Origin of the sequence: Lyngbya sp. CCY1209 (assembly GCF_035615495.1) — a bacterium.
In the GTDB taxonomy this organism is placed as follows: domain Bacteria; phylum Cyanobacteriota; class Cyanobacteriia; order Cyanobacteriales; family Microcoleaceae; genus Limnospira.
On record NZ_JAJENU010000523.1, the window covers coordinates 12907 to 28033 of the forward strand.

A 15127-nucleotide genomic window follows, 5' to 3' on the forward strand; every position below is an offset into this window, starting at 1 on the left:
GGATGATTTATGGCTTCCCAACACCAAGTCAAACAATACCTCGCCTACTGGTTTCAGCTCGGTAAAAAAGTCGTCCTTAACAACGGCAGAGAAACGCGGCTGCCCCAACCCGCCATCAGCGGCGATCGCTACAGCCACGAGTTGAATGAATGCTGGCAAGAAATCCTGAGTCCCGAATCCGGCGACTGCTACTTGGAGGGAACCGACCAGACCATCGCCGAACTGCTGACGCCGGAGTGGGATATCGTCGATTGTGCCCGCTGTGCCATGCCCGTCCCCATGCGGACCCACGGGATGCCGCCGGGGTGCTGTCCCTGCTTCGACCTGCCGAACTGGCCCGACCTGGAGTCGCCCCAACCCCGCCTCCCCATCAGCACCCGCCGCCACCTGCTGGACCTGTGTCACCGGCTGATGCGGGAGTCGGTTCGGGAAGCCTGACGCGGCGGTTGAATCAATGGTATCGTCGAGATGCGCGGCGGTCGAGTCCAATATTGTTACAATAGTTAACATTGATATTCAGACTCGATCCGATATTTTATATGACAGTCAAACCGATATCCCCGCCATCCCCCGAAGTCAATTTGGATTCACGAACCCCGATGCCAGCCGAACTCAAAACCGAGACGATCGCCGTCCCCCCGCCCGAAACCGTCGAGACGGACGCCATCGCAGTCGAAGGTTCCGTCGAGGAAGCGGAACCCGAAATCGACGATTTCGCCATCCGCTACGACCCCATCGCCATCGCCAACCACTACCGCTCCCGATTTTTGGAGGTCTGGGGGCGGCTGCTGACGATCATTTGGAAATTTGGGTTTTGGTATTTTAAAGTGTGGAGCGATCGCAAACTCGGCCAAAGCGATCGCAACGAACGCAAGCGGGCCGTCCGCCTCCGCGACATCCTCACCGAACTCGGGCCGGCCTTCATCAAAGTCGGACAGGCCCTCTCCACCCGCCCCGACCTGGTGCCCCCCCTGTACCTGGAAGAACTCACCACCCTCCAAGACCAACTCCCCCCCTTCCCCAACGAAGTCGCCTACCAGTTTATCGAAGAAGAACTCGGCGATCGGCCGGAAAACATCTACGCCGAACTCAGCCCAGACCCCCTCGCCGCCGCCTCCCTCGGACAGGTTTACAAAGGCAAACTCAAAACCGGGGAAACCGTCGCCGTCAAAGTCCAGCGTCCCGGCCTCTCCGAAAGCATCGCCCTCGACATCTACATCCTGCGAAAACTGGCAATTTGGGTTCAAAATAACTTCAAGTTCATCCGCAGCGACCTGGTGGCGATCATGGACGAATTCGGGAGCCGCATCTACGAGGAGATGGACTACAGCCACGAAGGCCGCAACGCCGAACGCTTCCGGGAACTCTACGGCCACATCAAAGATATCTACGTCCCCGGCATTTATTGGGATTACACCGGGCGGCGGGTATTGACAATGGAGTGGGTGACGGGCACGAAACTCACCAATCTAGAAGAAATTGCCGCCAAGGGCATCGACGCCCGCTATCTGATCGAAGTGGGCGTCCAGTGCTCCCTCCGCCAACTCCTCGAACACGGGTTTTTCCACGCCGACCCCCACCCCGGCAACCTGCTGGCGAGTCCGGACGGAAAGTTGGTTTACCTCGATTTCGGCATGATGAGCGAGGTGAAACCCTATCAGCGGTACGGTTTGTTGGAAGCGGTGGTGCACCTGGTGAACCGGGATTTTGAAGGGTTGGCCCACGACTATGTAAAGTTGGAATTTCTGAGTCCGGATACGGATCTCACCCCCATCATTCCCGCCCTGGCTTCGGTGTTCAACGATGCGTTGGGGGCGAGTGTGGCGGAACTGAATTTCAAGAGCATCACCGACCAGCTTTCGGCTCTGATGTACGAGTATCCGTTCCGGGTTCCGGCTTACTATGCCCTGATTATCCGATCGCTCGTCACCCTGGAGGGGATTGCTATCAACGTCGATCCCAATTTTAAGGTTCTCAGCAAGGCCTATCCCTATGTGGCAAAACGGCTGTTGAGCGACCCGGCGCCGCAGTTGCGGACGTCGTTGCGGTTGCTGCTATTTAAAGAGGGCACGTTCCGCTGGAACCGACTGGAAAACCTGCTCAAAAATGCCAAAAATAGCGACGATTACGACATCAACCAGGTGCTCGACCAGACCTTGGATTTTATCTTTTCGGAACGGGGGGAATTTATCCGGGAATATCTGGCGAGGGAGTTGGTGAATAATATCGATTTGGCGTCCCAAAATGCGATCGCCAAGGCCCAACAGAAAGTGGCGGAGTGGATGGGCGTGAAGGCGCCGCGTCCGGCCGTGGAAACGATGTCGGAGGGCGATCGTCAGAGGATGGAACACATCCGGCGCATTCTCGCCATCCTCCAGGAAACGAAAGGGTTCGACCCGATACTGTTGGTGCAGCGGGTGCCCAATTTGTTGGCGAAACCGGAAGTCCGGGATCTGAGTCAGCAGGTGGCCGGAGATCTCGCCGGACGGGCGGTGGCGAGGCTGATTCGGGAGGTCCTGCTTCCGGAGGAAACCGCCGGAAAACCGACGCGGAACGGGTATTCTTCCCGGCCGGAATTGAAGCCGTCACCCCGACTGTCTCTCCCGGCGGCGGCGTTCCGGGTGGAGGAATAGTCTGACATTGGGAAACCGGGTTGTTCTCCAACTTTGAGAAACCCGGTTTCTAAACAGCTACAAAAGCCGGAAATTTGATATGGCAATCGGAAACCATTTGTCAATCGTCGCGCCCCCAAACCCCCAATTCTGGGGGCTTTGACCCGACCGAAAGTTAATTGTAGGGTGCGTTCCCACCCCATCATATCAAGTCCGTTTTATAGCGCTGCGCGCAGGTAATAGGGAATAGGGAATAGGGAACTGAAACGGCTTTTCGATAAGGGTTTTAAGGTTTCTTACCCCATTTAAACTGTAACCACGGGAGCGCTCGTTGCTATAATACTTACACAATCGTTCGAGAAAAGGCAATAGGCAAGCTAGCAATAGGCAAAAGTTTGAAGTCGCTTCAGAAGATGGCACCCAGGAATCATAACTGTTTAAGCGGACATGATATCAATGGATGCAGCAAAAACGACTCCTCTTCTCAGCCGCGATCGCACCCTTGATTTTTTGGCGGAGGATGAGGATTGATCGTTGAGTATAGAAGGTTTCCTTAAGAAACAATTAAAAAATCAGTTATTCTTATTCGTCAGGCTAGAATTATAGCAACTGCTAAAACGGTTGGGACAGATCGGCTAATTTTAGACCCGCCTTGAAATGAATTTCAAGGCTCATAGCAAAAGTCCACTCAAGTGGACTCGGTTGGAGTAATTATGTCCGAACCCCCTTGGCGGTTGCTATAATCGGACTTGCATCAGGGTTTGGGGTTATGACTGATAATTCTCAGGGTTCGGGGAATCAACCACCCAATCGCTTCATTATTCAACACTGGATTAAACGGGGTGTTGAGTTCCAGAATAATGGTAAATTCCACCACGCTTTATCCTGCTTTGTTCGGGTTTTGGAATTAAGTCCGAATCGGATTGATATTTGGTATAAAGTCGGGGTGTGTTGGCAGAATTTGGGGTATTTTGGAGATGCGATCGCCTCCTATAATGCCTGTTATCAACGCTCCCAAACTCAAAATAATCTATGGTTGCAGGCAGCATCCCAATTATGTTCGGGGCAGTGTTATGCCAACTGGCAGCAACAGGATAATGCAGTTTCTGCCTATTCTTTAGCGTATCAGTTATTTAACCAAATTGGCAATAATCCCCATACTCAGCAGGCGTGGGATTATCTGAATGGGGTGGGGAATAGTTTCCTGAATAACAAACAGTTTCAGGAGGCAGCTTTATTTTATCAAAAGTTGCTGAAAATCGTCAAGCCGACGCAAGATCGCCCCAAGTTGGGTTGGGTTTGGCATGGTTTGGGGCGGGGGTTTTCTGGGGACGGTTTGGATGAGTTGGCGGTGGAATGTCATCGGAAAATGTTGGAGATTTCCCGAGATTTGTCGGATGGGCAAATGGAAGGGACGGCTTTGTATTGGTTGGCATGGGAAAGCGGGAAACTGGGGCAATTGGCAGATACGATCGCTTATTATGAAGGTGCGATCGGGGTTTATGAGAAACAGGAGGAGGGTAAAGGGTGGGTTGGCGTTATTTTAAACTATTTAGTTGATTTATATCAAAAAATAGGAGAGTTTGAAAAGGCGATCGCAGTTTTAGAAAAGCGGTTAGCCATACTCCGAGAAAGTCAGGACAAGTCTGGTGAGTATGGGCTTTTATATCAAATTGGGGGGATATATTATAATAAACTCAAGGATTGCGATCGGGCTTTTGATTATTATCAATCGGCTTTGGAAGTGGCACAGGGTTTGACGGAAAAACAACCGGAGAAGGAAGCCAATGCTTATTATATGTTGGGGTTGATTTCCGATACTCTGAATCAATCAGAGGATGCCATTTCCTATTTTGAGGAAGCGATCGGCTATTATGAACAAGATGACTCCCAGCAACAGTGGTTCGTTAAATCTCTAGATCATCTGGAAAAGTTATATGAAAAAATTGGGGATTATCAGAAGTTAATAGAGGTGGCAGAAAAACGGTTAATCCGACTGCGAGAAGGGGAGGATAAATCGGGAGAGTATGAAGTTTTATATAAAATTGCGGGGTTATATTATCGCAAACTCAACGATTACGATCGAGCTTTTGATTATTATCACTCAGCTTTAGAAGTGGCACAGGATTTGACGGAAAGGCAACCCTTGAGTAAAGCGAATGCTTATTATATGTTGGGGTTGATGTGCCACTCTTTAAAAAAATGGGAGGAAGGGTTGTCAAATTATCGAGAAGCATCAAAAATTTATACTGAATTGGGGAATCAAGAATGGGTTGAGCATAGTCGAAAAGAAATTCAGAAGTTAGAAAAATTTTTAGCCCGTCGTTTATCGGCATCTCTACCTGAAAGTGACCCTCAGCTTGATTTTTTATTAAATGTTTTGCAAGCTACAGCCGATAGTAAGGGCGATGCGAAAGTTGTTTATCCCCTGCTTGAGCAAAATCTCGATAAATTCGATGAAAATTTAGCTGATATTTTAAGAACCTGGGCAACTGCTAAGTTTAAAGAAGTTTCTACAGAAACGGCTGTATCTATTGCCCTATCTATTGCGAAATTTGGCGATTTAATAGAACAATTCCCGTTAGTTCAGCCCGCCGATAATCTAGAAATTTTGATCGCTTGCTATGAGGCAACTTTAGAAGTATATACCCGCACCACCTCTCCTCAATATTGGGCGGCTACGCAAAATCTCTTGGCAATTGCCTACTGTGACAGTATCCGGGGAGAGCGCGCTGAAAATATTGAAAAGGCGATCGCTTGCTCTAAACAGGCTTTAGAAGTATATACTCGCACTGCCTATCCCGAAAAATGGGCAGGCACGCAAAATCTCTTGGCTTCTGCCTACCGTAACCGCATCCGGGGAGAGAAAGCCGAGAATATTGAAATGGCGATCGCTTGTTATGAACTGGCTTTAGAAGTCAGAACCCGCACCGCCTATCCCGAAAAATGGGCAATGACGCAAATGAACTTGGGAGCTGCCTACAATGACCGCATTCGGGGAGAGCGGGCTGAAAATATTGAAAAGGCGATCGCTTGCTATGAATTGGCTTTAGAAGTCTATACCCACACCGCCTATCCCAAACAATGGGCAGCCACGCAAAACAACTTGGCTTCTGCTTACTCTGATCGTATCCGAGGAGAGCAGACCGAGAATACTGAAAAGGCGATCGCAATTTTAGAAAAGCAGTTGCCGATACTCCGAGATAGTCAGGATCAGTTAGGCGAGTATGATCTTTTATATGAAATCGGGGGGTTGTATTATAATAAACTCAAGGATTGCGATCGGGCTTTTGATTATTATCACTCGGCTTTGGAAGTGGCACAGGATTTGAGGCAACCCTTGAGTAAAGCGAATGCTTATTATATGTTGGGGTTGATATGTCACTCTCTAAAAAGATGGGAGGAAGGGTTATCAAATTATCGAGAAGCCTTGAGACTGTATACTGAGTTAGGGAATAAAAAATTGGTTAAGTGTAGTCGAGAAAAAGTTCAGGATTTAGAGGAGTTTTTGGGCTATCGTTCATCGAATTTTATTTTTTTTAGTGGCTGCCATCTTGATTTTTTATTGGATGTTGTGCAAGCCACAGCAGACAGTAATGGTGATCGGCAAATCGTTTATCCCCTACTTGAAAAAAATCTCGATAAACTTGATGAAAATTTAGCTGATATTTTGAGGGACTGGGCAACTACTAGATTTAAAAAAGTTCCTAAAGAAACGGCTGCATTTATCGCCTCAAATATTATTTCATTTGGCAATTTAATAGCACAATTCCCATTGGGTAATTCCGCCAAGAACCTGGAAATTGCGATCGCTTGCTATGAAGTAGTTTTAGAAGTATATACCCGCACTACCTATCCCGAACAATGGGCAGGTACGCAAAATAACTTGGCAATTGCCTACAATAATCGCATCTGGGGAAAGAGAGCCGAGAATATTGAAATTGCTATTGCTTACTATGAAGCGGCTTTAAAAGTCAGAACCCACACTGCCTATCCTGAATATTGGGCACAAACGCAGAATAATTTGGCAGTTGCCTACTTTGACCGCATTCGGGGGGAGCGGGCTGAGAATATTGAAATTGCTATTGCTTGCTCTAAACTGGCTTTAGAAGTATATACCCAGACCGCCTATCCCAAAGGTTGGGCAGTCACGCAAAATAACTTGGCAATTGCCTACTATTCCCGCATCCGGGGAGAGCGCGCCGAGAATATTGAAATTGCTATTGCTTGCTATGAAGCGGCTTTAAAAGTCAGAACCCGCACGGCATTTCGCGAAGATTGGGCGCAAACACAAAATAACTTGGGGGCTGCCTACTTTGACCGCATTCGGGGAAAGCGCGCCGAGAATATTGAAATTGCTATTGCTTGCTATGAAGCGGCTTTAAAAGTCAGAACCCGCACTGCCTATCCCCAATATTGGGCAGACACCCAAAGTAACTTGGCAGTTGCCTACAAAAACCGTATCCGGGGGGAGCGCGCCGAGAATATTGAAAAAGCGATTAGTTTCTATGACCTGGCTTTGGAAGTATATACCCGCACCGCCTATCCCGAACAATGGGCAAAGACGCAAAATAACTTGGGAGTTGCCTACAGTAACCGCATCCGGGGAGAGCGCGCCGAGAATATTGAAATCGCCATTGCTTACTATCAAGCGGCTTTAGAAGTGAGAACCCGCACTGCCTATCCCGAACAATGGGCAGAGACGCAAAATAACTTGGGAGTTGCCTGCAAAAACCGTATTCGGGGAAAACGCGGCGAGAACCTGGAAATTGCCATTGCTTGCTATAAACTGGCTTTGACAGTAAGAACCCATCAGGCTTTTCCTTACAATTATGTAGGAATATTATTTAATCTAGGACTCGCTTATCAACAATTACAACAATGGCAACTCGCTTATGATACTTTTTATAATGCCATTGAAACCGTCGAAGACATCCGGGCAGGAATTGTCAAAGGCGGAGATGCAGCCAAACAGAAATTAGCCGAAGAATGGCAGAAACTTTATCAAGCAATGGTGGAAGTTTGCATCGAACTGAAAAACTATACTGCCGCCATTGAATATGCCGATCGCAGCAAAACCCGTAACCTGGTTGAACTGTTGGCAACCCGCGACCTTTACCCCAAAGGCGATATTCCCCCAGAAGTCCTCGATGAACTCACCCGCCTGCGACAAGAAATTGAAACGGAACAACGCCGCCTGGAAATCGAAGAACGCAGCCGCGACAGCTTCGGCGGAGGGATGATGGGAGAACGGAGCCCGCAAATTACCGACATAAAAACGACGCCACCAGACCGCAGCCACCTCAACCAACTTCAGCAACAACTTGACGATTTAATTAACGGTGAGATTACCCCCATCGACCCCGACTTCCGCCGCACGCAAAAAGTGGAACCGATTCCGTTTGCTGAGATTCAGGCTTTGACGGGGGAAAATACCGCGATTTTAGAATGGTATATTTTAAGCGATCGCTTTTTGGTGTTTATCGTCACACCCCCGACAAAACCCACGGCAACCGACGGGGAAGCGGTCACACTCTGGCAGTCGAACTCGGAAGATTATCAACAATTAATCAAGTGGGCGAATGACTACTTAAATTCTTATCGAAATCGCGAAAGTGCCGAATGGAAAAATAGCCTCACTTCCCGCCTGCAACAGTTGGGAGAAATCCTGCATATCAACGAACTGATTGCGACGATTGAGAAGACAGCTAAAAAGTGCGATCGTCTCGTACTCATTCCCAACCGCTTCTTACATTTATTCCCCCTTCACGCCTTGCCGCTATCCCAAACCGGGGAAGATATCACCTACTTAATGGATCGATTTTCCGGCGGTGTCAGTTACGCCCCCAGTTGTCAACTGTTGCAAACCGCAAACAACCGCCAGTGTCCCGACTTCTCCCAACTCCTCGCCATCCAAAACCCGACTCAAGATTTAGAGTATACCGACTTGGAAGTTGACAGCATCCGCAATTATTTCAACTCCAGTGATATTTTAGCCAAGAAAGAGGCAAAAAAATCAACATTCGATTCCCAACAAAAAACCGCCCACTGCAATCACTTTGCCTGCCACGGTTACTTCAACTTTGAGAATCCCTTACTGTCGGCATTATTATTATCTGACTGCTACCTGGAACCGCCGCCCACAACCCTCGATCGCAGCCAACACCTTCCTCTCAATAATAACAAAACCGTCGATTTAAGTCAATGTTTGACTTTGGGAGATGTGTTTACTTTGGATTTGCGTTCCTGTCGGTTGGTGACACTTTCCGCCTGCGAGACGGGGTTGATTGATATTCTCTCCAACAGTGATGAATATATCGGTTTACCCAGCGGCTTTTTGGTGGCGGGTTCCACTAATGTGATCAGTTCTCTTTGGGCGGTTAGTGATATTTCCACGGCGTTGTTGATGATTCGGTTTTATCAACTGTTGCGGGAGGGCGAGGAAGTTGCGATCGCTTTAAATCACGCCCAGAATTGGTTGAGAAATGCCACCAAATCGGAATTATTAGATTGGATTGATGCCAAGAATAAAATGAGGTTGCGTCTTGGCTTGCAAAGGATTCCAGATGAGGCAAAACCTTTTGAGTCTCCTTATTACTGGGCTGCATTCTGTGCGGTGGGCAAGTTTTAATGATGTCCAAGAAACCGGGTTTCTGAGATCGACCCTCGTGGCGATGCGAAGATCTTCATAGAAACCCGGTTTCTAAACAGCCACAAAAATCAAAAATATGATATAATTCTACTTGCATTGAGTTATTCCGTCCCATGTCTTTCTACTATCACCAAAACCTGGAAGCCTTTCTGCAACTGTTACAGGAACAACCCCAGTTATTTGCCGACTCCCAACGTCAGGAGTTGCTGGAATTAATTGAACCCTTGGAAGATGATGTCGAAACATTGTCAAACGCGATCGCAACTTGGTATGAAAAAGATAATAAGATTGTCGATGCTCAGTTGGCAATCCTCAATCGTTTAGTTAGTCGTTCAGAAGGCGATCGCATCCCCGGCGGACCCACGGGTTCGGTTTCACCTCCCCCCATCAATCAACAATTAAATAAAGAACTGCTAAAAAATGCCATCCTCCAAAGCCAGCCATCCGCCAAAAAGAATCAGACGCAACCCTAATTTATGGCTGTTCAACCGAAAGTTAAAAATCCCAAACTGACGTTGATTGCATTTCAACTGAGAAATAGTTTGGAGTCCGGAGACGAACCCGTAGAAAATGCCAGTCATCTCTGGACAAAATGCGGAGAAATTGGTAAAAGTTTAAATGCTTATGAATCTGAATTGGAATCTTTAATCGAACGATTGTCAACCTATAAAGAGTGGACAGATGATGTTTCCAATGATTATCAAGAACTGCTTCCAGAACGATTTGTCCCTTTTGTTGGTAACTTAAAACCCCAGATAAAAGGGACATTTTATCCAATTCAGCTTCATGATACCTACGCCGTTGACATCACCCTTTATCAACCCCAAACAGAGGTTTATATTTCACAACTCCATCAATTTGTCAACCCCGATTATTGTTTGTTACCCAATAATATTCAATCGGATTTAGGACAAACGCTGATCTTTTTTGGTGAACCTGTCAAGTGTGAGGATGACAGAAAGTTTGCCGATGATTGCGTGCGGGGGTTATTGCCGACTGCGGAGGCGGATAAATTATCGAAAAATCCGTCACAAGGACAACTCCTCGGCAGTCCGATTTTTGAATATTCCACCGGAGACTATCACCCGGAACGACAAACCCATCTATTGATTTGGTTGAATACATCCGAGGAAACTCGGCAGTTAGAAGAAAAAGGGAAATATTATCAACCCTTGATCAATCTATTATGTTATCGCCATAAAATTCTCTATGCTTATCGCCAGTCCCGTTGGTGTTATCATCAGGCGAAAACTATCTTTCAGGCATTATCGCCAAAAGCGAAAACCATTGAGGAATTAACCGCTGAGAACTTGGATCTTCACCTGGAAAGTTTGAAGCGGGAATTGCTGGAACTGCCAAATTTTTCCTTTCGTTATGTCAACTTAATTCAACAAATTAAAATTCATTTAAACACGATTAAAACTAATTTTAAAAATTATCAATATAGCCTTGACAATTTGCGGGAAATTATGGTAAAAGAAGATAGCCTGGAATTTTGCAATCAATTTATCCGACGGACAGAGAAAAAAATAATCGGACAGATTGAGGTTGATTTGGAGTATTTAATTCCCGGACAGGCTTTATTTTCGGAACTGATTAATACCATTCGCGGATTGGTAGAAATTGAACAGGCAGAGCGCGATCGCTCCCTCGAACACACCATCCAAATCTGGGGTGCTGGACTGGGTGCCGGGGGGATTGTCGCTTCCGCTGTTTCCGGGCATCTTGAAAACGGGTTGATTGTCAAAAATGAGCAAAATCAAAACGTACTAAATCCCGCCATTCATGGTACGATATTCTTGAGCCTATCCGCATTTATCCTGGTGGGAGGTATCGTCGGTTATTTCAATGGCGGACTGGCTGATTTGTATCGTGATTTGAAAAATAAATTTCAGAAACCCAAGGGGTGATATATTTTTAGAGTCGAAGCTTCAGCCGGGATGCCGTGGTAAAATCAAACTCGGGTCACTGACAAACATTCAGAAAGAAAAATTACAGCGTCGAAATGCCTGAAAAAATTAGCAATTTGAAAATACTTGAAACCGGAATAAATACAATCCATAATCGATTTATTTGAGTCGTTTTTAGGAGAAAATCTAACCATGAATTCCGCTCAATTTCAATACTTAACCGATAGCAATGGAAATCAAACTGCTGTCGTCATCCCGATTGAAATATGGAGACAGATCCTACCTCAAGATGATGAGTCAATCGAAACAATAACCGAACAGATTGAAGACTATTGCCTGAACAAAGCAATGGATGAAGCAAAAACGACTCCTCTTCTCAGTCGCGATATCGCCCTTGATTTTTTGGCGGAGGATGAGGATTGAGCGTTGAGTTCTGAAGACGATTTTTTCAAACCCCAAAACTATCCCAAACGTCGCCATTCAATCCGAACATGAATTTACCCTCGTCGAATTCCCCCCCCCAGCGCATCCGAGAAGCGATCGCACACCTGCACCAAATGACCCGCCTCGACATTCAGACCGGGTGGCGATTTCACCTCGGGGATATTTCCGAAACCGATAGAGACAATTGGCGGCACTGGCAAATCGTCCAACTCAACGATCGCCGCCATATCCCCTGGTCGGCCGGAAAGGAGATTTTGTGGCTGGCACAGGACATCGAAATTCCTCCGACATTGGCGGGATATCCCCTGTCGGGGTTGCGGTTGAAATTGGAGTTGAGTTGGTGGGCGGAAGATGCCCGAATTTATATTAACAGAAATTGGGTGCTCTCGGGGGATTTGTTCGACTGTTCGACCAAGTTAATCCTATCGGAGGCGGCGGAACCGGGGGAAAAATTTACGGTATTTTTGCGGCTGGTCAGTCCCGGTCACGACGCGGGCGCCCTGGTGACTTCCCGGTGTATTTACGAGGCGGGAGGCGAGGGGGAAATAGACCCGGGGTTCGTCGGGGACGAGTTGGCAGTTTTCTATACTTATATAATAGGGGCAAATATCGATAACTTCCCGTCGGCAACCGGCGGGAAAACTTTGACACCCGAACGCCGCGATCGCTTGCAAGAATTGGCGATCGCAGTTGATAATATAAATTGGGGAATCGTGGGCGATCGCTCCCTATTTCTGCGGCAGTTATCCACCCTGCGACAGTGTTGGGAACAGTTATCGGATTTTGCGATAGCAAAAATTTCCCTTTTGGGACACGCCCACCTGGACTTGGCTTGGCTGTGGCCGGTATCAGAAACCTGGGAAGCCGCCGTCCGAACCTTCGAGTCCGTCTTGCAGTTGCAGGCAGATTTTCCCGAACTGATTTTTTGTCATTCCACCCCCGCCCTCTACTCCTGGATTGAGGAAAACCGCCCCGATTTGTTCGAGTTAATCCGAAAACAAATAGCGGCGGGAGTCTGGGAAGTAACGGCGGGACTCTGGGTAGAACCGGAATTGAACACGGTTTCGGGAGAATCCATCGTCCGCCAAATTCTCTACGGCCAAAAATACGTTTTGGAGAAATTCGGCGAAATCTCCCGAGTCGCTTGGCTGCCGGATAGCTTCGGATTTTGTTGGCAACTTCCGCAATTGCTGCGACAGGGAGGCATCGATTATTTTGTCACCCAAAAACTCCGCTGGAACGACACGACAGTTTTCCCGTTCGGCCTGTTTCGGTGGCGGGGTTTGGACGGTTCGGAAATCGTCAGTTTGATGTCGGCACTCATCGGGCAGAATATCGAACCGCTGAAGTTGGCAAACTACGCCGTCGAGTGGCAACGCCAAACCGGATTGCGGGACTGTTTGTGGCTGCCGGGAGTCGGCGACCACGGCGGCGGTCCGACGCGGGAAATGTTGGAAACGGCGCGGCGGTGGCGGTCTTCGCCGCTATTCCCGGAATTGAGATTTCTACAGGCGGCGGATTATCTCGACCGGGTGGCGTATACTACCGAACTGCCGATATGGGAAGATGAGTTATATCTCGAGTTTCATCGCGGCTGTTACACCAACCACGCCGACCAGAAACGCTGGAATCGCTTGTGCGAACAGTCGCTGTACCGGGCGGAATTGTGGGCGTCGATCGCCGAGATAATGGGAGGTTCCCCGGATGCCGCCGATTTGGAGGCGGCTTGGAAGGCGGTTCTATTCAACCAATTTCACGATATCCTCCCCGGTTCGGCAATTCCCGAGGCCTATGTCGATGCCAACCGGGGTTGGGAAATGGTGGCGGAAACGGCGGCGCGGGTTGAGGAGGAGGCATTGCAGGCGATCGCACAGTCCCTCTCTCTACCCCACCCCCCCCAACCAGACGCGATACCGATTATCGTCTTCAACCCCCTCAACTGGACGCGATCGCAACTCCTATCCGTCCCCCTACCCTCCGGGGAAAGTTGGCGGGTTTTCGATAGCGACGGAAATGCCTTAATCTCCCAACGGGTGGCGGTTTCGGGAGGTTCGGAATTGCTGTTTTTGGCAACTGGTGTGCCGTCGGTGGGATTTCGCTGCTTCTGGTTGCTGCCGCCGACGGCGGAAACTCCCGGCCGGCAAGGGTTTCAGCCCCAAAGCACCCCTGTAGGTGCACACCTTTTCCCATTATCTCATACTCTATCAGATCCGGATTTTTCTGTCAATACCCTTGAAAAAAATTGCCAAAATTGGGAATTCGAGAACCAGTTTATCCGGGTAAAAGTCTCAGGGAAGACGGGAGACGTTATCGCCATTTTCGACAAAATCAATTACCGGGATATCCTGAAAAATCCCGGACATCAGTTGCGAGTGTTTCGGGACGAGGGACAGTATTGGGACGCCTGGAATATCGACCCCAATTATTTGCAATATCCCCTAGAACCGCCGCGGCTGGAATCCATCGCGTTGGTGGAGGAAGGTTCGCTGCGTCTGCGGTTGCGGGTTATCAAAAAAATCAATAACTCCGAGTTTTGTCAGGATTACGTCCTGTCGGCAGATTCGCCAATTTTGAGAATCGAGAACCGGGTAGACTGGCGGGAACGCCACGTTTTAGTTAAGGCGTATTTCCCGTTGACGATAACGGCAGAATTATCAGCACATGAAATACCGGCAGGTACAATAGAACGCGAGACAGAGAAAAAATGCGATCGCGCCAAAGCAAAGTGGGAAATTCCCGTTCTAAATTGGGGCGATTTGAGTGATAGAAATTACGGCATCAGCGTATTGAATAACTGCAAATACGGCTACAATTTCCAAGCGGACAAAATCGGCTTAACCTTGCTGCGAGGTTCAACATGGCCAGACCCCGATTCCGATATCGGCATCCACGAATTCGCCTACGGAATTTATCCCCACCGGGGAAACTGGCGGGAAGGGGAAACCGTGCGGCGAGGTTACGAATTCAACCAACCCTTGCAAGTGCAGGTTTTGTCGCTATCGAATTTTTCGACAACCGGCGGAAACCAGTCCGCGAGTTTTTTAAAGTGGGATGCCGAGAACGTAATTTTGATGGCGCTGAAGCGATCGCACACCGACCCCAAAACCTGGATTTTACGCAGCTACGAGTGCCACGGCCGGGAGGCAGTTTGGCAGATACAGAATAGTTTGGGAGTCGAGGTAAAATCAGCCGTAAACTTATTAGAAGAAGAAATAGAAGATTCGGAGGCCATAATTCATCCTTGGGAGGTTGCCAGTGTTGCGATCGCCATAAATCCGTAGATGCTTATGCCAACACCCCGACTCCCCATCTGCGAAAATCTGCGAAATCTGCGGACTTATATAGAAAGGCATCGGGAATATTTCACCACAGAGGCACAGAGGACACAGAGAGAAGAGAGAGCTTGACGGGGCGGGCAAAATTGGCGATTAAACCCCAACTCCCCATCTGCGAAAATCTGCGAAATCTGCGGACTTATAGCTAGAGATGCGATCGCTTCAAGTCGAGAA

General features: G+C 48.3%; 7 protein-coding genes. All 7 read left to right on the forward strand.

Going from position 1 to position 15127, the window contains the following annotated elements:
• The first annotated feature begins 9 nt into the window (after positions 1 to 9).
• The 7 genes from LKE08_RS17145 to LKE08_RS17175 all read left to right on the forward strand — a co-directional run bounded on the left by LKE08_RS17145 (position 10) and on the right by LKE08_RS17175 (position 14899).
• Complete coding sequence (locus tag LKE08_RS17145; protein ID WP_324705467.1) at positions 10 to 438, forward strand: hypothetical protein; 429 nt, start codon at positions 10 to 12, stop codon at positions 436 to 438.
• 101 nt (positions 439 to 539) lie between these two features.
• Positions 540 to 2633, forward strand: coding sequence for an AarF/ABC1/UbiB kinase family protein (locus LKE08_RS17150; protein ID WP_324705468.1), 2094 nt, complete (start codon positions 540 to 542; stop codon positions 2631 to 2633).
• Positions 2634 to 3381: 748 nt separating this feature from the next.
• On the forward strand, positions 3382 to 9243 hold the full coding sequence (locus LKE08_RS17155) for a tetratricopeptide repeat protein (protein ID WP_324705469.1): 5862 nt from the start codon (positions 3382 to 3384) through the stop codon (positions 9241 to 9243).
• A 134-nt stretch (positions 9244 to 9377) separates the two neighbouring features.
• Positions 9378 to 9737: a hypothetical protein gene (locus LKE08_RS17160; protein ID WP_324705470.1), complete on the forward strand. Its 360-nt coding sequence runs from the start codon at positions 9378 to 9380 to the stop codon at positions 9735 to 9737.
• Between the two features lie 3 nt (positions 9738 to 9740).
• Complete coding sequence (locus LKE08_RS17165; RefSeq protein WP_324705471.1) at positions 9741 to 11174, forward strand: hypothetical protein; 1434 nt, start codon at positions 9741 to 9743, stop codon at positions 11172 to 11174.
• A gap of 192 nt (positions 11175 to 11366) precedes the next feature.
• Entirely contained in the window at positions 11367 to 11597 is a 231-nt protein-coding gene (locus tag LKE08_RS17170) for a hypothetical protein (protein ID WP_324705472.1), read from the forward strand.
• 68 nt (positions 11598 to 11665) lie between these two features.
• Complete coding sequence (locus LKE08_RS17175) at positions 11666 to 14899, forward strand: alpha-mannosidase (protein WP_324705473.1); 3234 nt, start codon at positions 11666 to 11668, stop codon at positions 14897 to 14899.
• The last annotated feature ends 228 nt before the right edge of the window (positions 14900 to 15127 follow it).

Coding starts and splice junctions, on each gene's coding strand:
- LKE08_RS17145 (WP_324705467.1), top strand. CDS start 10: ATGGCTTCCCAACACCAAGTCAAACAATACCTCGCCTACTGGTTTCAG.
- LKE08_RS17150 (WP_324705468.1), top strand. CDS start 540: ATGACAGTCAAACCGATATCCCCGCCATCCCCCGAAGTCAATTTGGAT.
- LKE08_RS17155 (WP_324705469.1), top strand. CDS start 3,382: ATGACTGATAATTCTCAGGGTTCGGGGAATCAACCACCCAATCGCTTC.
- LKE08_RS17160 (WP_324705470.1), top strand. CDS start 9,378: ATGTCTTTCTACTATCACCAAAACCTGGAAGCCTTTCTGCAACTGTTA.
- LKE08_RS17165 (WP_324705471.1), top strand. CDS start 9,741: ATGGCTGTTCAACCGAAAGTTAAAAATCCCAAACTGACGTTGATTGCA.
- LKE08_RS17170 (WP_324705472.1), top strand. CDS start 11,367: ATGAATTCCGCTCAATTTCAATACTTAACCGATAGCAATGGAAATCAA.
- LKE08_RS17175 (WP_324705473.1), top strand. CDS start 11,666: ATGAATTTACCCTCGTCGAATTCCCCCCCCCAGCGCATCCGAGAAGCG.